Source organism: Ruegeria sp. (assembly GCF_965221235.1).
Classification (GTDB): domain Bacteria; phylum Pseudomonadota; class Alphaproteobacteria; order Rhodobacterales; family Rhodobacteraceae; genus Ruegeria.
Window position 1 is genome coordinate 2,282,390 of record NZ_CBDCRS010000004.1, and the last position, 20,248, is coordinate 2,302,637.

Consider the following 20,248-nt stretch of genomic DNA (forward strand, 5'->3'; position numbering starts at 1 on the left):
GCCAGATCGTGCAATCTTTACTGGTCGGTGCACTCTCGCATCAATTCCATACCACGCAATGAGTATTTAGCCGACTCGAGTCGACCTACCCACCTTTTGCTAGGCTCCAGACTCATTGATTTACAGCCAGAACAGCACGGTAGCTGCTAAAGCGATGGCCGAAAGGAATACCTTTGGGCATCTGTCATATCGGGTGGCAATCCGCCGCCAGTCCTTCAGGCGACCGAACATGATAGCGGCGCTTGTGGTACCGGACAGGCTTGTCGTGTGATTGTCGGCCTGGGATGCAGGGCCTAATTCCCCTGTCATCAGGGGCTTCGCGGAACCAGTCTGCGTCATAGCCTCGATCTCTCAGTAGCCAGTCCGCCGATGGCAGACTGTTCACCAGAGCCTTAGCTCCCGTGTAATCGCTGACCTGGCCCGCGGATATGAAGAAGCGGATGGGGCGTCCGAAGCTGTCAGCAACAGCGTGCATTTTCGTATTCATGCCACCCTTGGTACGCCCGATCAGCCTGCCGCGCCCCCCTTTTTCAACCGCAGGCTGGAGGCCGTGCGGTGCGCTTTGAGATATGTTGCGTCAATCATGATCGTCTTGTGATCCGTGCCTTCAGCAGCCAGCCCGGTCATGATCCGAGCGAATACACCCATATCGCTCCACCGCTTCCAACGGTTGTACAGTGTCTTTGGTGGTCCATATTCACGCGGCGCATCGGACCAACGTAACCCTTTGCGGTTGATGAAAATAATCCCGCTCAGTACACGACTATCATCAACTCTCGGCTTGCCATGGCTGTTTGGAAAGTAAGACTGAAGCCGCACCATCTGCTCGTCGGTCAGCCAGAATAGATTACTCATGTTATACCCCTGAAACTCAGGGGTTTGAATCACGCAGCCGAGATGACGGCAACCAAATTAATGGGTCCAGAACCTAGAGGGATCGACTTTGAGTGTTTTCACAAATGTATCTCTTCTAGAAAAGAACTTTAGTCGATCAGGTTATCGAGGACGATTTTTGTCGGCTGAACTTCGCGGCTCCGATACGGCAAACTTGTCATAATTTCCGTCAGTAATGAACCTTCGCTACGCTCATCGGCCCTTAGCTGCCCATTGGCCCGGCCCCCTGATGCGGCCCGTCAGAGGAGACATTCGCCGCGAGCGCTATATCCAATTCAACCCGAACTCGTGCATTGCGGGATTTTTGTGTGTGGTCGTATTGAGAACAGACACGCATTTGGCGACATCTCTAAATGAAACGATGACCTCTGCTGAACCCATACCTCAATCTCCGGATCGCACCCTTGCCGGCGTTGCGCTGATGCTGGGGTTTTGCCTAACCGCTCCTTTGCTAGACGTGTCTGCGAAACTCGCGTCGACCAGCGTGCCGGTTGGGCAGATTACGGCTGCCCGGTTTGTGGTGCAATGCGCGCTAATGGCGCCTTTCATCTGGATAATGGGTCTGTCGGTGCGCGTGGCGAAAGATCAGGTGATGGTGCTGGTTTTCCGCTCATTGCTGTTGGTGTTCGCAACATTTTGCTTCATTGCCGCAATCCGGGTGATGCCCCTTGCCGATGCGCTGGCAATCGTGTTCGTTGCCCCTTTCATCGTCTTGTTGGTCGGCAAGTTCTATCTTGGTGAAGACGTCGGCCCGCGTCGCGTTGGCGCGGCGCTTGTGGGGTTTGTCGGGGTGTTGTTCGTCATCCAGCCCAGTTTTGCAGCTTTCGGCTCGGTTGCCATTATTCCGCTTGGCACGGCAATTGCCTTCGCTTTCTACATTCTGTTGACCCGGGGATTGTCGCGTCGGGTGCACCCTGTGACCCTGCAATTCCACACCGGCCTGATCGCCAGCCTGTTTTGCATTCCAGCTCTAATTGTTGCCCAAGGTTCCGGCTCTGATTTGTTTGATCCCGTTTGGCCGACAGATATCGCGTTGTTGTGGCTTTTAGGCGCTGGCTTTTTTGCGACGGTGAGCCACATGATGATGACCTATGCGTTGTCTTTTGCGCCTTCCGTCACGCTGGCACCTCTGCAGTATTTTGAGCTGCCGGTCGCGACCTTGTTCGGCTATCTTGTCTTCAACGACTTCCCGAACACGCTTAGCCTGCTTGGTATTGCCATCATCATTAGTGCGGGGCTGTATATGATACATCGCGAAAGGGTCGCGGCCAGACAGTTGGTCGCCATGCGTGCCGTACCTCCAATCTAAGGCTACACGCTCTCGGCCCATACCGGGCCTTCGATCTGCCTAGAAGATGCCACGGCGCTGCCCACCGAACCTGCCCTTCACAACGAGCTCTTTGTCGGAGGGCGGGAGCCTATGACCAATTGATTATCCAGATGAACAAAAACCGAGAAGCTGACGAAAAGGTTGCTTACCTGGGAAGCGGCTGCCGTCGGCGCTGTTTTGTGCATCAGCAAATACGTCAACTTTGATCGCACCTGATGGATCATTGAACGAACCTAAGTCAGAAACATGAGCGAAGCGCACCGCGAATTGATCAAGCTCGCTGGCGCCCTTTTTCAAGAAAATTCTAGCAAGACAAAGCCTCTTCGCTCATTCTGGGCTTTGTATTCACGATTGATTGTCGTCTAGAATCCTGAGCGTGCTCCAGACACAATCATGGTCTGACAATGGCGTGCCCACCGCTGAATTTGACGACAATATCCCAGATTCGACTGGAATAAGATCTCTGCCCGCGATCCAATCCAGTTTCATTGTGCGTTCGGGATGCGGTGTGATCAGGCTGGGACGCGTGGTTGCGCCAGGGGCTGTGAAGTCCCATGAATAACCGTGGGTTTCAGCCAATTTGAACAAGGTTTCCTGTCGCCAGTCGAAATCCGGAGGAATGTGATTGCCGGTGTTGAGGTCTCCGCCAATCAGGGTCGGCACTCCGGGCGCAAATTTGTCAACGCCTTGTAGCAACAGCTCAAATTGGCGGTGCCGGTGGGCAGCATCGGCATTACTCTCCAAGTGCGTAGAGACCACGCAAATCGAGCCTTCAGCGGTCGGAACCACCGCAGCAATGGCCATTCGCCCCCCGACCCTGGGCTGATCGGGGTCGGCGGCACCGGTTTCGGCAGCAAACCAATGGCCGTGATCGTCCAGCCGGATCAAAGCCGTGCGCTCAAATGGAACCGAGGACAGGATAGCGTTGCCGTGCCAACCACATTCGTTGAAATCACTCGTGCAATAGGCCCTTTCTGTCGGGCCGCCCAGATCAAGCTCATGAAACTCGACCCCAAAGGCGTAGACCATGCCCAAAGCGCTGGCCATTTCTTCGGTGGTGTGGCGCTGCGCGGTACGCGCCATGCCGTGATCCACCTCGGACAACAGGACGATATCGGGAGCGATCTGGTTTAAATGGGCGGCGGTGTCTTCCGGAAACAAACAGCGTTCGACATTCCAAGCCGCGACTGTAAGCTGCGCCTGCAATTGGTCAGATGTGCCAGTGCCGCCCAGTTGCAAGACATTCATGGCAGGCAGGTCGGACATCAGCCTGCGATGCTCCTCAGAGGTGCGCGGCGCGGACAGGATTGCCTGCCGCTGGCCAGGCGTTACTGCGGGCAGGACGTTCAAAGTTTCTGTGATCAAAGCACTTTTCCCGTTTTCACGTCAAACAGACGAAGGGCCTCGGGTTTGAGTGTGATGCGTGTCTCACCCGTCTGAGCCGGGTGATCCTTGCCGACCATCACCGTAAAGGGCTGATCCGCAATTGCTCCGTGCAACAGGCGATGTGCGCCAAGTTCCTCAAGGATGTCGACGCGGAACGGAACCTTGCCGCGCTCATCCAGTTCAACATCCTCTGGCCGGATGCCCATCGTGACCGGGCCAGTATAGGAACCTGGAGCAGGCATCAGCCCGTCATAGCCGTTGATGCTGACTTGTTGCGTGTCCACCTGCGCCTCAATCAGGTTCATCGGTGGCGCACCCATAAATGAGGCGACAAAGGTCGAGGCCGGGCTGTGATAGATTTCAGACGGGGTGCCGATCTGTTCGATCATGCCCGCGTTCAGAACAATGATGCGGTCGGCCATTGTCATCGCCTCGACCTGATCGTGGGTCACGTAGACCGCCGTTGTGCCGAGGCGGCGTTGCAGGGCCTTGATTTCAATCCGCATCTGGTTGCGCAGCTTGGCATCGAGGTTCGACAATGGCTCGTCGAACAGGAACAAGGCCGGGTCGCGCACCACTGCACGACCCATGGCGACGCGCTGACGCTGACCGCCGGACAGTTGCGCCGGTTTACGGTCCAGATACTCGGTCAGGTTCAGCATCTTGGCGGCGTCTTCCACCTTGGCCGCAATCTCGGAGGCCGGGGTGCCGCGGTTCTTCAGCCCGTAGCCGATGTTCTTGCGCACCGTCATGTGCGGATACAGAGCGTAGTTCTGGAACACCATCGCGATGTCCCGATCTGCGGGGTCCACGTCGTTCACCACCCGGTCGCCGATCTTCAGCGTGCCTTCCGTGATGTCCTCCAGCCCCGCGATCATCCGCAGCAATGTGGACTTACCGCAGCCCGAGGGGCCGACCAGAACGACAAACTCGCCATCCTGAATGGTGAAGCTGGTCGCCTCAACCGCCTGAAAGCCGTTGGGATAGACCTTGCGGATGCCCTCTAATGAAACCTGAGCCATGCGCGTATTCCTTATTTGTCGGATTCTGTGAGGCCCTTGACGAACCAGTTCTGGAAAAAGATGACGATTGCCACAGGCGGGATCATCGCAACGATGGCCAGCGCCAAGGCCTGCCCGTGTTCGGGGATCTGGCTGTCGGTATAGGACAGCACGATCTGCTTGATGCCCCGGACCAGCGTGAAAAAGCTTTCATCCGTGGTGATCAGGGTTGGCCACAGATATTGGTTCCAGCCAAAGACGAACATGATGATGAAGATCGCCGCGATCATCGTCCGGCTGAGCGGGACGAGGATGTCGATGAAGAACTTCCACGGGCCTGCACCGTCGATCCGGGCAGCCTCGGCCAGCTCTTCAGGGACCGACATAAAGAACTGCCGAAAAAAGAATGTGCCAGTCGCCGAAGCAATCAGCGGAACGATTAGGCCGGTGTAAGTGTTGGTCAGGCCCAGCTTTTGAATCGCTTCGTAAGAGGGCAAAATACGCACTTCAAGCGGCAGCAGCAGAGTGGTGAAGATCATCCAGAAGGCCAGCGTGGCAAAGCGAAGGCGGAAATAGACAATCGCATAGGCCGCCATCATCGAGATGATGATCTTACCCACCGCAAAGCCAATGCCCAGAATGAAAGAATTCATCAGCATCAGCGTGCCGTCCACCGTCTGGGTGAACCCACCCTTTTCGAACATGGCGGCGTTGAAGTTCTTGCCCAGATCGTCGCCCAGCGTCAGTTGCAGCCCCTCGCGGTGGATCGTCACTGCATCATGACTGGCGGTAGTCAGCGCCAGCAGGGGCGGCAGGATCATCAGCAGCGAGCCAAGGATCAGGACAAAGTGGTCTCCAATCGTCTCCCAGCGAATGCGACGGGGGCGTTGGGTCTCAACGGGTGTTTCAAGCGTTGTTTCAGCCATGACAAGCCCCCTCAGGTATAGTGAATCCGGCGTTCAACCAGCCGGAATTGAAAGACGGTTAGGATCAGAACAAGCACCATCAGCACCACGGATTGCGCTGACGAGCCGCCCAGATCATTGCCCCGGAAGCCATCCAGATAAACTTTGTAGACCAGAGTCATCGGGTTGTTGCCGGGTTCACCCTTCATCAGCGCGTCGATGATGCCGAACGTATCGAACAGCGCGTAGGTGATATTGATGATCAGCAAGAAGAAGGCGGTCGGGGCCAGCAGCGGAAAGGTAACTTGCCAGAACCGTCCTGTGGCAGATCGGTTGTCGATCATCGCCGCCTCGCGTACCGAACGCGGGATGGATTGCAGGCCTGACAGGAAAAAGATGAAGTTCACCGGGATCTGCTTCCAGACGGATACGATGATCATGGCGGTGGCGGTGGCGTTGTAATCCACGCCCAGTTTGAAATCCCAACCAAACATCTGAAAGAACTTGGTCATCGGGCCGGTGCTCTGGTCAAAGAACAGGATGCCGAGGAACCCTGCGACAGGCGGCGCGATGGCATAGACCCACATCAGCAGCGTGCGATAAGACTTGGCCCCGCGGATCACCTTGTCGGCTTTAACCGCCAGCAGCAGCGCGATAGCCAGCGAGAAAAAGGTAACGAGGACCGAGAACACAATCGTGAACCAAGCAATGCGCTTGTACTGATTGTTGTCCAGCAAAGAGGTGTAGTTGTCCCCTCCGACAAAGGTCGAGCCAAAGCCGAACGGGTCCTGAAGGTAAAACGATGATTGCAGCGCCCAACCCGCGGGCCAGTAAAAGAATATGGCGATGATCATAAGCTGTGGTAGCAACAGCGCCACAGGAAGCCAGATAGTGTCGAAGCCCACGCGTTTCATAACCTGTCCGTTTCAGTAAAAGGCGATGGCCGCACCGCGAAGGTGCGACCATGCTGGGGGTGATCCCAGGGTTTAGCCCTGAGTCTTTGCAAAGCGGGCCAGCAGTTCGTTGGCTTCCTCTTCGATATTTTTAAACGCGGTTTCCACGTCGGTTTCACCGGTCAGGATACGGCCATATTCACGGTTCATGATGTCGCGGATTTGAACGTAGAAGCCCATGCGATAACCCTTGGTGTTGTCGCCAGCTTTGGCCTGCAACTGGTTCACACCAACTTCTGCGGCCGGGAAGCGATCATAATGACCGTCTTTCTTGGCAACGTCATAAGCGGCCTCGGTGATTGGCACGTAACCGGTTTCCTGGTGCCAGAAATACTGGGTTTCCGGCGCGGTCAGGAAGCGGAAGAACTCAGCAGTCGCCTTGTTCTCATCATCCGATTTGCCCGCCATCGCAAACAGCGCAGCACCGCCGATGAAGGTCTGGGTCGGCTCAGGTGTCACAGCTTCCCAATAGGGCAGCTCGACCGCACTGAATTCAAAGCCCAGGTCTTTTTGCAGCAGGCCGCCGAAGGAACCGGACGAGCCCAGCCACATGGCAACCTTACCTTCTTCGAACGGCTTGGCGTTGTCGCCCCAGCCGGTACCGTACCATTCGAACAGACCGTTTTCTTTCCAATCGCTTACAGCGGTAAAGTGGGCCTTGATCGCGTCGTTGTTGACCAGGATTTCGGTATCCATGCCGTCATAGCCGTTGTTGTTGGTCGCAAACGGCAGGTTGTGGCGCGACATGAAGTTCTCGGTGAAAATCCACGGCAGATGCGACTGGCTGAGCGGGATATAGCCCGCCTCTTTCAGCGCCGGAGCAGTGGTCGACTGGAACTCTTCCCAGGTTTTCGGCGGGGTCACGCCCGCAGCTTCCAGCGCATCGACGTTATAATACAGGATCGGCGTCGACGAGTTGAACGGCATACCGATCATCTTGCCATCGCTGTCGGCATAGAAATAACGGACGCCTGCGATGTAGTCGTTGATGTCAAAGTCAACACCGTTGTCGGCCAGCAGGTCCTGAACCGGAACGGTCGCGCCCTTGGCGGCGATCACGGTGGCGGCACCGGCGTCAAACACCTGCATGATGTTCGGCTGCTCGCCGGCGCGGAAAGCCGCGATACCAGCGGTCAGCGTTTCTTCGTAGCTGCCCTTGTAGATCGGAGTGATTTTGTACTCGTCCTGCGACGCGTTGAATTTCTCGGCAACCTTGTTGACGGTTTCTCCCAATTGTCCGCCATGGGCGTGCCACCACGTGATTTCGGTTTCTGCAAAGGCAGCAGACGCAGTAAACGCGAGCGCGGCCGCCTTTGCGCAAAACTTCAGATTGGTCATTTCGATCCTCCGGTTCGGTGTCGGCCCCTCGCAGCAAAGAGACCGGCGGCAAAAATTGCCAAGTTGGTGTGCAGGTTTCTCTGCACGCTGTTCGACGTGCAGCCCTCCGCCCTGCGATGTGGGTCGTGTCTGGATTCTGCACACGTGACCACATAATGTTAACGTATGACAGTTCGATGAAAGATTTCTAGTAATATTGACAAATTCCACCAAACCAGAGGACAGCTTGGGTGTGGTTGATGATAATGGAAAACCTTTGAAGAGGCCGCGCCGGGTGACGGCGCAGGCGGTTGCCGAGGCGGCGGGCGTTTCTCGGTCCGCGGTGTCGCGAGCCTTTACACCCGGAACCTATCTGGATGCCAAAAAGCGCAGAAAAATCCACGAGTTAGCCGAGCGAATGGGCTATCAACCAAACGCCCTTGCGGCGGGGCTGAAAGGCGGGCGTTCGCATCTGGTTGCGGTCTTTGTCGGCAACATGCGCAGCACCTACGACTCTGAATTTGTGAACCGGTTGGTGGGGCGACTAAACGCGTTGAACAAGTGGCCGATTCTGATTGACGGTGGCGATTCCAGCGCCGAAGCGGCCATTGATCAGGTTTTACGCTACCCTTTAGACGCACTGATTCTGCGCGGAGGGAGCATGCCCCGGGCGCTGGTGACACAGTGCAGTAAGTTCGGTGTGCCAATGATTTCTTCCGGTCGTATCGTGGATGCGCCGGGGGTCGACAATGTGTGCTGCAAGAATGCCGACGGAACTCGGAAAGCCACGAAAGTTCTGCTAGAGCGTGGCCGCAAGCGGTTCGGCTTTATAACTGGTGCGCCAAGCTTCGCCTCATCCGCGGACCGCAGGTCCGGGGTAATCAGTACGCTGGATCAGGCCGGGCTTTCACTGGTTGCTGAAGAGACCGGGGAATTCACGGTTGAGGCGGGTTACCGCGCGTCGATGAAACTGTTTAAAGCGAACAATCTGGACGCACTTATCTGCGCCAATGACGCCAGCGCGATCGGTGCTTTGACTGCCGCGCGCGAACTGGGTTTGGATGTTCCTGTTGACATGTCGATCGTCGGTTTCGACGACATTGAAATGGCCCGATGGCCCACTTTCAATCTGAGCACGGTGAACAACCCTATTGATTTGTCAGTCGAGCACGTGATCTGGCTGCTCGAGCGGCGATTGGCGGAACCTGCCAAGGACAGTGAAACCCTTCTGATCGATCCGTTTTTCGTACCTCGTGGAACGCATTGATACTACCACCGCGCCGCAAAAGGGACTTTGATCTTTCGTTGGTCCCACGCAAAACGATTGCTCTGGTTCGGCAGAACTGAGCAAACAGTATCGTCGTGTCTTTTGTTGTCGCGCAGAAGAAAATCATTTGCCTGTGACCCATGATTTTGAGTCACCACCAAAGAGCATTGGTCTGGCATAGCGAACTAAGATCAAACCCTATGAACTTTCGATTTATTGCCATACAAGTATTGAACCATCGCACATGCAGCGAGCGTCCGCTTCCAAGCTTTTACCAATTACTATCGTTGAAGGCAGCAACTGGCTGATTTCGCCCAAAACGACAAATGCTGCGCTTATCACCTAAGTCGCCTTTGGGCTTATTTTGTTGAAAAACTCTTCCTTGATCGGTGTTTGAACTGCTGATTCAATTCTTCTAATGGGCGGGAGGATTGGCGATGATGGGACCGAGGCAGGAAGCGCAATCGTCGCTGTTCTATGAGTTCTCATTGGAGAACCACATTCCCAACGATCACTTGCTTCGATCTATTGATCGCTTTGTTGATCTGAGCAGCATTCGAGCGCATCTCGCGGATTTCTACAGCCACACCGGTCGTCCATCGGTTGATCCTGAACTGCTGATCTGGATGCTGCTGGTCGGCTATTGCTTCGGCATTCGGTCAGAACGCCGTCTGTGCGAAGAGGTGCATCTGAACCTGGCATATCGATGGTTCTGCCGCCTCGATCTGAATGAGCGTATCCCGGATCACTCGACCTTCTCCAAGAACCGGCATGGACGCTTCCGCGAGAGCGAACTTCTGCGTCATCTGTTCGAGACGACTGTCGCGCGGTGCATCGAAGAAGGTCTCGTCAGCGGCCAGTGCATGGCAGTAGATGCCAGCCTGATTGAGGCCGATGCAAACAAACAGAACTCAACGCCAAAGGAAGAATGGGATGCATCAACCATCGATCCAGAAGATGCGCCTCGCGCGGTCCGCGAATATCTCGACACTCTGGATGAGGCGGCTTTCGGAGCTGCGAGTAAGGTGCAGCCCAAGTTCACCTCGCATTCTGATCCTGCCAGCCAATGGACGGCAACACGCAAAGGTCCTGCTTTCTTCAGCTATTCCGACAACTACCTGATCGACACCGACCATGGGGTGATAGTCGACGTGGAAGGCCCCAGATCAATCCGGCAAGCAGAGGTCGGATCGACCAAGACGATGCTGGACCGCGTGAAAGCGAAGTTCGATCTACATCCGGAGCGCCTGATCGCGGACACCGCCTATGACGCCGGGCCGCTCTTGGGCTGGTTGGTCGGTCGCAAGATCGCCCCGCACATTCCGGTCTTCGATAAGTCCGGGCGCTACGACGGAACCTGGACCCGTGCGGACTTCGAATGGGACGCCGGGAACGATCAGTACATTTGCCCTGAGGGCCAGGAACTCAAGCAGTTCCGCCGCAACTATTCTGACCCAAACCGAGGGCCAACTGGCAAGGGCACGGCCCGCTACCGCGCCCTGAAAGACGTTTGCGAGGCCTGTCCATCAAAAGCCAAATGCTGCCCTAATGCCGAAGCGCGCAAAATCACCCGCGAAGAGCACGAAGACGCTCGCCAGGTCGCTCGCGAGATCGCCAAAACACGCCAATATGAGATCTCAATGAAACTCAGGAAGAAGGTCGAGATGCTCTTTGCACACCTCAAGCGCATTCTCGGGTTGGGCCGCCTCCGATTACGTGGCCCATGTGGTGCAAATGACGAATTCCTCCTCGCCGCAACCGCCCAGAACCTTCGCAAACTGGCAAAGATCTTTCCTGCACCGCAGCAAACACGCAAAGCCTGATCAGAAAGACACTCGCGCCGCATTCACACACCCTCTTTCTGCACCAACAACACGTTGTTTTTCCACAGAATCGGCTATTTGCAGACTTCGGAACTGGCGCAATATGAGTCCCTTCCCCGTTTTTCACGGTCCAAACCTGCCATTCACCGACTGGCCAAGACGTTGCAGTCGCAGCCCGCATTGCGGACATTTGTTTCGGCCAATTGGAATCGACTCATCGAAGTAAGCCAAGCCTTCATAAGCGCGCAGCAAAGCCTCTTCACTGGTCAGCGCAAGACGGAAATCAACCTAACCATCACCTGGAAGAACGTCTGGATCTCACTTCACAAGGTAAGCGAAGTTGGCTTGGACGCGCCTTTCAATCTCGTGTTCTTCAACTCGTTCGTGCTTGGCGAGCCGTGCCAAAACCTTTGTCACTTCACCGGGGGCAACTGGTGAACCATTCCGTACGACGAAGGGTCCGTCTGTCTCTGTCAAAATGCGATCGGACAGTATCACCTGGAGTAGGGCCTCAAACTTGGGTGAGTTGAACATCCTCTCGTTGACCGAAAAGTAACACCCCATTCCTACGGCGCGCCGTGCCTCGCCCGGGCTGCCGGTGAACCGGTGTAGCACGACACGTCCACGGTCCGGGTGCAAGCAAGTCTCGATCATGTCGAGAACATGTTTGGCTGCGTGCGCACTGTGGACGCTCAACACTTTGTTGCCGACGCGTGAGCAGGCTCGCAGAACGCTCTCGAAAACCTCGTTCTGCTTGTCGAAAGAACGATAGAACCGGGGGTACGCGTCTAAACCGATCTCACCGATATACTTGATATCCGGTAGAAGTTCTTCGAAAATCGAGACCTCTGGGGCACGGTCAGCGACAAGTTGTGGGTGCAACCCAAGGGCCACGCGGACGAACTTGCTCTTACGCGCACGTTCTAGGTTGCGCGGGAAGGCTTTTTGCCTGTTAACCCAGCCTTTCGTGCAGCAGTAGCAAACCATAGAGATGCGCCTTTCGCGGATCGAACATTGCCATGAGAAGCTACGTTTTTAAGATGTAAAATCAATTTGTTATTTTCTGGTCGGTGCGAATTTTTCTGAAGGTTGTGCAAGTTTGACTGGAGTTAGTGCGATTTCAGCAGCTACTGGTGCAGAAATTTCAGTCTGGGTAAAATCCTGTCATTCGATTTGCCAAAAATTGAGCGTGCAACAAGTTGTGAAAGCCGGCATCGTCTCAAACTTGCCTGTACTTAGTAACCTCAACAAAGGCTCAAAACCTGATCCGAAAACTGGCACCGTGTTCTGGGGTCATTGCTTCGATCATTGCACCCGCTTGTTTCAATACAGCGGCAACAATGGATAAACCCAAGCCAGTACCGCCTTGATCCCGTCTGGTCGTGAAGAATGGGTCGGTGATGCGAGCTTTGTTGCGCAAGGATATTCCCGTGCCGTCGTCAGAGACAACCAAGCTGTTCGAAGCCGCATCATACGTTATGTCGACACGCGTTGCGTCGTGCTGGAACGCGTTTTGCAGAAGATGATGCAGCACAATATGCCCCTGATCTTTGGACATGGGCAGATGCGTATCTGACGGCGCGTGCAGTTCGACAACTTGTTCTGAAAACTCAGCCGACGCAGCTTGGACAATATCCGCCAGCGACGTTGGGGTCGGGTCGGTCTGAACGCTGGCCCGAGCCAGTTCGCGAAGACGAACCAGCAAAGTGTTCATGCGCAAACCTTCTTCCTGAATGTTTTGAACCAGTTTCTGATTACGCACTCCGGACACAGCTGAAGGCCCGTCCGACAGCAGCTCTGCCGCACCGAGAATTGCGGTGACCGGGGACTTCAGCTCATGTGTGACATGGCTCGTATAGGTTTCGATCGCGGTAGACCGCTCCGATAAGGTCGCAGCCATCGAGACGACGTTGTTGCCCAAGTCGGCCAGTTCCTGCACGCCATAGTGCCGCACGGGATCGGGGGTTGGTTTCAATCCGCTTGCGACATCCCGGCTCTGGCTGCTGAGGTCGTGGATTGGCTTCGAGATCAGTCGCCACATCATCCAACCGAGCCCAATGGCGGAAACCAACATGAATACTGCGACAGAGCCCAGCGTAAACCGTTCCTGAAACAGAAATTTCCTTAGATCCATGGGTGTGCGCGACAGGTAAACGGCGCCGATGACCCTATCGTCCAACACCACCGGATGGGCGACGAACACGCGGTATGATGTGTCTCGGCTGATTGAGTTCAGAAGGTGCCGCCTGGAAGGATCATCCCGATGCCGCAGCACTGAAGCGGTTTGTCCCTGCAGGGCTTTAGATACTTCTGGTACATGTAGAAAAGACCCGCTGACCGATCCGCTGCTGGCAATGATCCGGCCTGAATGGTCCATGAAGACATATCCCGACAGAGTCGTCTTCTTTGCCGAACTTGCCAGCTGTGACAACGTTTCAGAAATCGCCTCATAAGGCGCATCCAAAGGTACATCAATTGAAACCGGGTCGGGGCGGGGCGGGGATACCTTGGCGCGAAGCAGATCCAAACTGGGTGAGATGGGATGAAAATCCTGTCTAAGGCGTTTGATCTGCTCGGTGGACAAGCTGTGGCCAATACCCGGCGCGGATTGGAGTTCGGAGAAAGCCGCAGCATAGACCTCGGCAAAGATAACCGCCTGAGACAGCAGACTGCGTTCCGTTTCACGCGCGAACTGGTTGCTGGAAAGGCGGGCGCCCAGTACGCCGATGATTGGAAGCGTTACCAAAGCGATGCAAACCAACGAAATTACCAGCGCAAGAGACGGCCGCCATTTTTGCTTGATGGTCAACACTGACAAACGCCCAGTTTTACGCCAACCCCGTGCACGGTTTGAATGAGGTCGGGATAGCCCGCCGCGCGGGCCTTTTGACGGATATTGCGAATGTGGCTGTCGACCGTACGACCAGACAGATAGGTGTTGTGACCATAGACCAATTCGATTAGCTGCGCCCGCCCGTAGACCCTACTTGGTGCCTTGGCCAGGATCGACAGCACCGAGAATTCGATCCCGGTCAGCTGAATCTCGGCCCCGGCAAGGGTGCAGCGATGCGCGCTATGGTCCAGCCGCAAATCCTGAACAAGCGTTATCTCGTCCGGCGACTTTATGTCTGCCGAGCGGGCGAGAATGGCCTTGATCCGAAGGACCAGTTCACGCGGGCTGAACGGCTTGGTGACATAGTCATCGCCGCCAAGCTGAAATCCAAGGATGCGGTCGATCTCATCATCCCTTGCGGTTAGAAACAGGATCGGCACGGCTGAACTTTTCCGCAGCTCTTTGCAAGCTTCCAACCCATCCATTTCGGGCATTCCGATATCCAGAACAATCAAGTCGGCCGGTGATTTGCAAAACAGGTCCAACGCCTCCTGACCGGTGCCTGCTTCGGTTGTTTGAAAGCCGGAATCTTCCAGCGCAAAGCGGACGACATCGCGGATACGGGCATCATCATCTACGATCAGAATGTTGTTCACGATATGCGTCCGCCATCGAAGTTTCACCGAAGTCACGATCAGAGATCATACTGCCATTGGCCGGGTCAAGTGGAGCTTGCACCCGTGGTTTGTGCCACGTGAAGTCATCCCCCAGCCACCAGGCATCTGTGCGCAGTTTGTAGGGTATGTTTCTCATGCCGCAACCCTCCGACCTCGGGTCAGACGCAGCGCGCCCAAAGCCGCCAGAATTATCAGCCCAAAAATAGTTTGAGGCTCGGGTGTGGACGATCCACTGAACGCGGTTCGGGGGTAGGCCCCGGCGCCTACGCCCGCAACTTGCGGCAAGGCCACCGGTGCGGTGCCCTTTGGCACTTCGCCGGTGTTGACGGCCATTTTGGACACAGCAACAAAAGAGGTGAACTGCGTTTGAAGATTGAACTTCAACCCGAGATCGGTGATCTGCGCCTCAAGCTCGTTAGGATCACTGGTCTGCACCGCCATGGCGCGGTCCAGATCCGCAATCTTGGTGAGCGCCCAGGTCAGTGGGATCGCAGCGCCCTGATCCGCATCGTCTTCGGATGTGGGGCCGGTGGGCAGGGTTGGCGACAGCGGCATCTGTGCTTTTCCACCCTGAACCAGACCGTTGATCGTGATATTGCTCGGACCGCCTCCTTCGTACCGGGCCAGAACCCGGATTGAACCGCCGTCGAACAGGTCGGGAATATGTCGGGGCACCACTTCGCTGACGCTCAGCCCACCCCAATCAATGGATATGTCCGTCAATACTGGTGATTTGAGCTCTCGGGCGAGCGTGTCGGCCACATCCGAGGCGCGCTGAGTTGGGTCAACGTAGCGGGCATAGCCGCGGCCTTCTTCGGCCATCGCGTCCAGAAGATAGCGATTTACCGCAGTGCCCACGCCAAATGCATAGATGCGCGCGTCACCGATTTGCCGACGGACCGTGCGCAAGACATCCGCTTCACGCCCGATATAGCCATCGCTGAGGAAAACGACGATGCGCAGCGTGTTCGTCGGTTGCGGCGTTGCAAAGGCGTGACGGATTGCATTGTCGATCTCGGTTCCACCCCCGGCCCGAAGGTTGTGCACATAGCGCAAACCGGATCGGATGTTGCCGCGCGTGGCAGGAACGGCTTGGGATGCGAATTCGGACGCGCCCGAAGAAAACCGGATTACGCGGAAATAATCCTCGGGGCGCAGACCCTTCAAAGCGGTTTCCATAAACCGTTTGCTGGCATCCAGGGGTGCGCCGCCCATCGATCCTGACGTGTCCAGCACAAAGACCAGTTCCCGTGCGGTGATCTGATCCAGCTGCGGGATTTTTGGCGGCTCGACCAGCAAAGATACAAAGCCACCCCTCTCGTCATGGTGGGCCAGAACTCCGGCCGTCGTTTGATCGCTGCCAAGTTCATAGCGCAGCACAAGATCGCGGTTGTCGATCACCCGTCCGTCCTGAAAGGTGGCACTGACCGTGCCATCCGACCGCCGGACTTGCAGGTCATGCGTTGCACTTGTCAGATTGGAAACGGGAACACCGGCGCGCAGGTTCAAATCCAGCGAGACCCGTGCGGGCTCAATAGTATCGGGGTTCGTCAGGCGCGGGACCGGCGGGTAGTTCGGCAATTCGGAGACCTGCCAGTCATCTATCTGGCTTACGGTTGCGGGGGCCTGGTCTTCTTCGGTGAAATCCGCCAGCACGACGTCTCCAGACGCTTGATCGAAATCCACAGTGCCCTGATAGTGCGGCCCGACGATCAGCGGCAACACCAGCTCATAGGCGTCATCGATCTTTGGGACTGCCTGCACATAGCTAAGCGTCACCGTAATCGACTGCCCCGGCATCAGATTGGCGACATTCTGCGTGAACATGTTGGGGCGATGCTGGGTCAGCAGGGCTGCGGCCTTGCCCTCTTGCTTTGCAGTTTCAAAGGTTTGTTCAGCCTCGTGCTTTTGTTGAATCTGTGCCTCAACCACTTCGTCGCCCACTTGCATCTGCATCGCGTAGACGGCGGCCTTTTGGTTGAGAGGGAACAGATATTCTGCCGACATCGGATCGTCCGACGGGTTTACGAATACCTGCCGCACTTGAACGGTTGCCATATCGCCCTGAATATCAACGGAAAGGTCCGATTTGAGCAGTGGCAGGTCCATTTGCCCGGCTGCTCCGCTGCCGACCAATCGACCCGCAACGTCGTCTTCTGGTTGGGCGTGCACCGTCACTGGCAATAGCAGGAAGAGAAAAGCAAAGCGGCGTATCATATATCCGTTCCTTTGATGGTTTGAATGTCCAGAGCTGCAATCGTGGCAGCGTCGAGTTGCGTGCGTAGCGCGGGGTCCATGGTCCAAGGGGTGATCCTTTGGACGCTGCTCCAGGTGCCGCCGGAGCCGTTCAGCCAGCGCCAGATCGCTTCACCGACGCTGGGTGTGACATGCCCGCTTTGTGAGACGTAGCTAACCGCAACCAGCCATTGATCCCCATCAGGGCCGGTGGCCCGGTAGTAGGCGCTAGGAACACCGTCGTAGCGTGTGCCCAAAAAGCGAACCTTGTAGCCGAGGCCGCGCAGACAGATCTCGGGGGCATGCAGATGCCGTAGTGGCGCGCGCGTGCTGACCACGTTCAGCCCCAGGGGGCCGAACTGCGCTTTTTGCGCCTGACCGCCATAGGCTTCGAAATAATGTGCCTCCATCGCGGTCAGAGGCACGTGTTGCGCAAGATGCCCGTGGATTTGTGTGGGCAGGTTTGGCGTTACCACATGACCAGATACATCCACCGGATTTGCCTTGAGGGATACGATGGCAATGCTGCCGATCAGGCAAGCAATCCCGGCCAGCGCCTTGATGGGGTTCGGCAGGATGATCCGGCTGGACTGTGGGAAACCTGCACGCGGAACCGCATTGCGGGGTCGATAGAACAGCGCAAAGGGCGCAACCGTCAGGCCAAGTGTCGCCAAACCAACAAGGCTGTGCCAAGGCTCGGCCATCACATCGAGATCATGTGCGAGCCCGATCGCCAGAAGCGAAATGCGCAGGCTATTGCCCAAGGTGGCACATCCGATCACGGCCAAAACGCTGAGGCCGCCGACATACCATCGAGGGCGCCTGACCGCGTTTTGGGTGACTACAAAGGCCAGCGACAGCAAAAGCCCGGATGCTCCGGAGCATGGCAAGTCCACCAGAATGTCCCTCTGTTCCAAGGTGATGCGCACCCCGTCGCAGACGACATTCGAGAATAGAGCGCCGAGCCAGCGACAGGACAGCTCCGCCGAAGCTATCTGCAACGGAAATCCAAGTGTGCGCTGTAAGACCATCTCGGTCGGTAGCGAAAACAGGAACAGTGCCGCCATCCAGACTGGCAAAAGCGCAAAAGGACGTCGATTGAGTTGCAACAACCCAACCAACGCAAAAACATCCAAAGCAAGTGCAAGGGCGCTGAGGATATTGACCGCCAGAACCTGCCCCAAGAACCTGATCAAAGCTGCCAGCAGCAGCAAGGCAATCGCTGGCATCTGCGAGCCCGCTTCCCTCGGACGGCCGCTCAGCAGGCTCCTACCGGCCAAACCTAAAATCAGCAGGACATAAACATACCCGTACGATCCATAAGCCGGGCTGAGCCAGCTTCTAACAAGCCATTGTAAAGGCTGCGCGGCAAGAATTGCAGAAGCAATCGCAAAGGCGCACCATGCCAGGGTATCTGCGGTCAAATGTTTCATGCCGCCAGTTGTGACCGGCGAATGCGCATTTCCGCTGCCCAAGATGTGCAGATTTTGATGAGATACTTTTAGCCGAGGTCCTCGTCGCTATTCTCGGTCCTCTGTTTACTGCTCGTAGCGATGGGCTCGCTCAGGTGGGGCGGCTCAGCGGCTTTTGAGCCGTATTGCGTTAAGTCTCTAAGATACGTTTAAGTTTCGCGCGATCAACTTTGGAGGCATGACGCTTGTCCATAGGGATACTATCTACCGAAATCACATTTGGAACGCCAAAACCCAGCGCAGATTTTTTCCATTCCTCGAGGTGATCCGAGGATCCTTGGACGCAAAGAGTGGGGCCTGCTTTCGTTGTGACAAGCGCGCAGCGATCTACGCCCGGCCATTGCTGGGCCGCGACTTCAATCGCAAAGGGGAAAAGCACACCTGAAGCAACTTCAATTTCGGACCCGATCCGTCCCCAAAGCCACAAACGCCCGTCTGCATCCAGCATGCCAGCGTCACCAGTCCGGTGCCAAATGACGTCACCTTCCTTGATTTTGTTTTTCTTTGAGTGAGTTGGGTTCAAATACCCTTCATTCACATGTGCGCCAGCGACTTGAATCTCATTGTCGCGAATGCGGAGCATGATGTCGGGCACTGGATAGCCCACGAGAAGACCCCTTCCAGCAGCCATGTCGCGGTGATCCTCGTCCGAGATGTCCATGGCGTCGAGATGGGCAATCGGTTCAGCCTCGGTCGATCCGTAGACGCACACAACCGAAAGTCTGTGCCGGGTTCTCAACGCCTCCACCAGGTTCGGAAACACAGGTCCGCCGCCGGTGAACACCGTGTGTAGCGGCCCGGTGTCGTTGGATTGAAGCAGTTTTTCACACAGCGATGGAGGGATCAGGGCCCGGGTGATTTTTTGCGCCTGAAGCCAGCGTTCCAACTGTGCGGGCGACAGGCGTTCCAGCTTGCTGAGCCGCCAGTTGGGCAAAACACTTGTACGCCCGGCCGCCAGATTGATCAGGGTGAACACCGGAAAGGCTACCAGATCGCGTTCGGACTTGCCGCTGTCGAGGAGGGACGCGATGGCATCGTACTGCGCCATGAGAAAGGCGTGCGAGCGTGGAATAGCCTTGGGCTGACCGGTCGTGCCGGAAGTGAAGGAGATTAGGGCGATATCATCCGGTTGCACCTTTTGCAGTGCCGGATTGCGGTGGCTCTTTCCGGGTGTCAACAGGGGCAGGGTCCAAAGGCTTGCGATCAGAAACTTCAGCAAAGCATACGCGCCCGCCGAACAAAAAGCCTTTGGTTCTGTGGTCCGAATAGCATGGCGCAAACCGGCCAGTCCCATGGCCGGTTCAGGCAAGACAGCGGTGGCACCAAGCGACCACAGGGCGGCCAGACTGGCATAGAGGTCCGCGTTGACAGGCATCGCCAACAAAACACGATCCCCTTGCTGGACACCCTTTTCCTGCCACCGACACGCCAATTGTTGAACGCGCGATTGAAGGGCTTCAAAACTGATTTGGCGACCCTTGCCGTCTACGATGGCGGTTCGGTCCGGAGCCCGCTTAACTGCAGCAGCGAATTGGGACAGCAGATCAGCCATTCAGCTTGCGCCCAAGCAGGGCATAGCGCCGGAAAATCGTCGCGCCTTCCGCAGCACTCCGATCGGCCGATCTGTTGTCATCATGGATTAGCGCGTGAATGGCCGTGTCGTACCCCATGCTGAGTGCCGTCTTGTGAAACCTGTGGGCCAAATGCCGCCCAGCGCCCGGTTCGAGACTTGCATAGGTCTTAAGGATTGCGGATCTCGGATTGGGGCCTTCGGCATAGTTGGGAATGCCGAACAGAAATCCGGCCAATGTTCCGTTACGGCGGCGAGCAAACAGGATCAGGTCGGGCTTCATCATCGGCACAACCGGCATGTACATGGCCAGAAAATCTGCCTCGGAAATCGGCTTGTAAAACGCGTTGTTTGAGAACGCCCGGGTCGAAAGATCGAAGACCTGACGGAACAGGGCTTCTGGGTCTGTTCCATCCCATTCTTCCACAACGAAACCATCGGTTTCCGGCGGTGCCGACCCGGCAGCGGCCTGCAGCAGCACCCGGGCCGAAAAGTACCGGCTTATTTCGGCAAAACCTGCCGAACGGAACACGTCGGGCGCATGAGGTTTGTTGCTGGGCTCCATCAGGAACGGAGCGGTCCCGT

Annotated in this window: 18 protein-coding genes and 1 pseudogene; 5 read left to right on the forward strand and 14 right to left on the reverse strand. The window is 56.3% G+C overall.

Features of this window, described 5'->3' with window-relative positions:
• Nucleotides 1-120: 120 nt before the first annotated feature.
• A pseudogene (locus ACOQOY_RS14640) lies at nucleotides 121-855 on the reverse strand (IS5 family transposase).
• Between the two features lie 400 nt (nucleotides 856-1,255).
• Between ACOQOY_RS14640 and ACOQOY_RS14645 the strand changes: the two are divergent.
• A complete protein-coding gene (locus tag ACOQOY_RS14645; protein WP_420587250.1) occupies nucleotides 1,256-2,203 on the forward strand; it encodes a DMT family transporter in 948 nt (315 codons plus the stop codon).
• A 123-nt stretch (nucleotides 2,204-2,326) separates the two neighbouring features.
• Here the strand turns inward: ACOQOY_RS14645 and ACOQOY_RS14650 are convergent, their stop codons facing one another.
• The 6 genes from ACOQOY_RS14650 to ACOQOY_RS14675 all read right to left on the reverse strand — a co-directional run bounded on the left by ACOQOY_RS14650 (nucleotide 2,327) and on the right by ACOQOY_RS14675 (nucleotide 7,807).
• Nucleotides 2,327-2,521: a hypothetical protein gene (locus tag ACOQOY_RS14650; protein WP_420586114.1), complete on the reverse strand. Its 195-nt coding sequence runs from the start codon at nucleotides 2,519-2,521 to the stop codon at nucleotides 2,327-2,329.
• A 48-nt stretch (nucleotides 2,522-2,569) separates the two neighbouring features.
• On the reverse strand, nucleotides 2,570-3,586 hold the full coding sequence (locus tag ACOQOY_RS14655; protein WP_420587251.1) for an endonuclease/exonuclease/phosphatase family protein: 1,017 nt from the start codon (nucleotides 3,584-3,586) through the stop codon (nucleotides 2,570-2,572).
• Entirely contained in the window at nucleotides 3,586-4,632 is a 1,047-nt protein-coding gene (locus ACOQOY_RS14660) for an ABC transporter ATP-binding protein (protein WP_420586115.1), read from the reverse strand. Before ACOQOY_RS14660 ends, ACOQOY_RS14655 begins: the two co-directional genes overlap by 1 nt.
• Nucleotides 4,633-4,643: 11 nt before the next feature.
• Complete coding sequence (gene ugpE, locus ACOQOY_RS14665) at nucleotides 4,644-5,537, reverse strand: sn-glycerol-3-phosphate ABC transporter permease UgpE (protein ID WP_420586116.1); 894 nt, start codon at nucleotides 5,535-5,537, stop codon at nucleotides 4,644-4,646.
• Nucleotides 5,538-5,548: 11 nt separating this feature from the next.
• Nucleotides 5,549-6,430 (reverse strand): ABC transporter permease subunit, encoded by an 882-nt coding sequence (locus tag ACOQOY_RS14670; protein WP_420586117.1) that lies wholly within the window; start codon nucleotides 6,428-6,430, stop codon nucleotides 5,549-5,551.
• A 72-nt stretch (nucleotides 6,431-6,502) separates the two neighbouring features.
• Nucleotides 6,503-7,807: an extracellular solute-binding protein gene (locus ACOQOY_RS14675; RefSeq protein WP_420586118.1), complete on the reverse strand. Its 1,305-nt coding sequence runs from the start codon at nucleotides 7,805-7,807 to the stop codon at nucleotides 6,503-6,505.
• A 256-nt stretch (nucleotides 7,808-8,063) separates the two neighbouring features.
• Here ACOQOY_RS14675 and ACOQOY_RS14680 point away from each other — a divergent pair, with 256 nt between their 5' ends.
• The 3 genes from ACOQOY_RS14680 (at nucleotide 8,064) to ACOQOY_RS14690 (ending at nucleotide 11,314) form a co-directional block, all read left to right on the forward strand.
• Nucleotides 8,064-9,053 carry a LacI family DNA-binding transcriptional regulator gene (locus ACOQOY_RS14680; protein WP_420586119.1) on the forward strand — a complete coding sequence of 330 codons (990 nt, stop codon included), beginning with the start codon at nucleotides 8,064-8,066 and terminating at the stop codon, nucleotides 9,051-9,053.
• Nucleotides 9,054-9,490: 437 nt separating this feature from the next.
• The gene (locus ACOQOY_RS14685) at nucleotides 9,491-10,876 is read left to right on the forward strand and encodes an IS1182 family transposase (RefSeq protein WP_420584753.1); all 1,386 of its coding nucleotides are present in this window, start codon (nucleotides 9,491-9,493) and stop codon (nucleotides 10,874-10,876) included.
• A gap of 78 nt (nucleotides 10,877-10,954) precedes the next feature.
• Nucleotides 10,955-11,314: a hypothetical protein gene (locus tag ACOQOY_RS14690; protein ID WP_420587285.1), complete on the forward strand. Its 360-nt coding sequence runs from the start codon at nucleotides 10,955-10,957 to the stop codon at nucleotides 11,312-11,314.
• Here the strand turns inward: ACOQOY_RS14690 and qatD are convergent.
• Both qatD and ACOQOY_RS14700 read right to left on the reverse strand, forming a co-directional pair.
• Nucleotides 11,195-11,863, reverse strand: a complete 669-nt coding sequence (gene qatD, locus ACOQOY_RS14695; RefSeq protein WP_420586120.1) for a Qat anti-phage system TatD family nuclease QatD — start codon at nucleotides 11,861-11,863, stop codon at nucleotides 11,195-11,197. The genes ACOQOY_RS14690 and qatD overlap by 120 nt on opposite strands.
• Nucleotides 11,864-12,131: 268 nt before the next feature.
• Nucleotides 12,132-13,253 (reverse strand): ATP-binding protein, encoded by a 1,122-nt coding sequence (locus ACOQOY_RS14700; RefSeq protein WP_420586121.1) that lies wholly within the window; start codon nucleotides 13,251-13,253, stop codon nucleotides 12,132-12,134.
• A 165-nt stretch (nucleotides 13,254-13,418) separates the two neighbouring features.
• Here ACOQOY_RS14700 and ACOQOY_RS14705 point away from each other — a divergent pair, with 165 nt between their 5' ends.
• The gene (locus tag ACOQOY_RS14705; protein ID WP_420586122.1) at nucleotides 13,419-13,691 is read left to right on the forward strand and encodes a hypothetical protein; all 273 of its coding nucleotides are present in this window, start codon (nucleotides 13,419-13,421) and stop codon (nucleotides 13,689-13,691) included.
• Here the strand turns inward: ACOQOY_RS14705 and ACOQOY_RS14710 are convergent.
• The 5 genes from ACOQOY_RS14710 to ACOQOY_RS14730 form a co-directional block, all read right to left on the reverse strand.
• Entirely contained in the window at nucleotides 13,682-14,365 is a 684-nt protein-coding gene (locus ACOQOY_RS14710; RefSeq protein ID WP_420586123.1) for a response regulator transcription factor, read from the reverse strand. The two genes, ACOQOY_RS14705 and ACOQOY_RS14710, sit on opposite strands and share 10 nt — an antisense overlap.
• Nucleotides 14,366-14,518: 153 nt before the next feature.
• A complete protein-coding gene (locus ACOQOY_RS14715) occupies nucleotides 14,519-16,603 on the reverse strand; it encodes a VIT and vWA domain-containing protein (protein WP_420586124.1) in 2,085 nt (694 codons plus the stop codon).
• On the reverse strand, nucleotides 16,600-18,054 hold the full coding sequence (xrtT, locus tag ACOQOY_RS14720) for an exosortase T (protein WP_420586125.1): 1,455 nt from the start codon (nucleotides 18,052-18,054) through the stop codon (nucleotides 16,600-16,602). The genes ACOQOY_RS14715 and xrtT overlap by 4 nt, the downstream gene beginning before the upstream one ends.
• A gap of 169 nt (nucleotides 18,055-18,223) precedes the next feature.
• On the reverse strand, nucleotides 18,224-19,645 hold the full coding sequence (locus tag ACOQOY_RS14725) for an AMP-binding protein (protein WP_420586126.1): 1,422 nt from the start codon (nucleotides 19,643-19,645) through the stop codon (nucleotides 18,224-18,226).
• Nucleotides 19,638-20,228, reverse strand: coding sequence for a hypothetical protein (locus ACOQOY_RS14730; protein WP_420586127.1), 591 nt, complete (start codon nucleotides 20,226-20,228; stop codon nucleotides 19,638-19,640). The genes ACOQOY_RS14725 and ACOQOY_RS14730 overlap by 8 nt, the downstream gene beginning before the upstream one ends.
• Nucleotides 20,229-20,248: the final 20 nt, after the last annotated feature.

Excerpts from the sequence above, each read along its gene's own strand:
- ACOQOY_RS14730 (WP_420586127.1), bottom strand. The coding sequence starts at position 20,228 with ATGGAGCCCAGCAACAAACCTCATGCGCCCGACGTGTTCCGTTCGGCA.
- ACOQOY_RS14685 (WP_420584753.1), top strand. The coding sequence starts at position 9,491 with ATGATGGGACCGAGGCAGGAAGCGCAATCGTCGCTGTTCTATGAGTTC.
- ACOQOY_RS14715 (WP_420586124.1), bottom strand. The coding sequence starts at position 16,603 with ATGATACGCCGCTTTGCTTTTCTCTTCCTGCTATTGCCAGTGACGGTG.
- ugpE (WP_420586116.1), bottom strand. The coding sequence starts at position 5,537 with ATGGCTGAAACAACGCTTGAAACACCCGTTGAGACCCAACGCCCCCGT.
- ACOQOY_RS14725 (WP_420586126.1), bottom strand. The coding sequence starts at position 19,645 with ATGGCTGATCTGCTGTCCCAATTCGCTGCTGCAGTTAAGCGGGCTCCG.
- xrtT (WP_420586125.1), bottom strand. The coding sequence starts at position 18,054 with ATGAAACATTTGACCGCAGATACCCTGGCATGGTGCGCCTTTGCGATT.
- qatD (WP_420586120.1), bottom strand. The coding sequence starts at position 11,863 with ATGGTTTGCTACTGCTGCACGAAAGGCTGGGTTAACAGGCAAAAAGCC.
- ACOQOY_RS14670 (WP_420586117.1), bottom strand. The coding sequence starts at position 6,430 with ATGAAACGCGTGGGCTTCGACACTATCTGGCTTCCTGTGGCGCTGTTG.
- ACOQOY_RS14645 (WP_420587250.1), top strand. The coding sequence starts at position 1,256 with ATGACCTCTGCTGAACCCATACCTCAATCTCCGGATCGCACCCTTGCC.
- ACOQOY_RS14675 (WP_420586118.1), bottom strand. The coding sequence starts at position 7,807 with ATGACCAATCTGAAGTTTTGCGCAAAGGCGGCCGCGCTCGCGTTTACT.
- ACOQOY_RS14705 (WP_420586122.1), top strand. The coding sequence starts at position 13,419 with ATGAAAATCCTGTCTAAGGCGTTTGATCTGCTCGGTGGACAAGCTGTG.
- ACOQOY_RS14660 (WP_420586115.1), bottom strand. The coding sequence starts at position 4,632 with ATGGCTCAGGTTTCATTAGAGGGCATCCGCAAGGTCTATCCCAACGGC.
- ACOQOY_RS14700 (WP_420586121.1), bottom strand. The coding sequence starts at position 13,253 with ATGGACCATTCAGGCCGGATCATTGCCAGCAGCGGATCGGTCAGCGGG.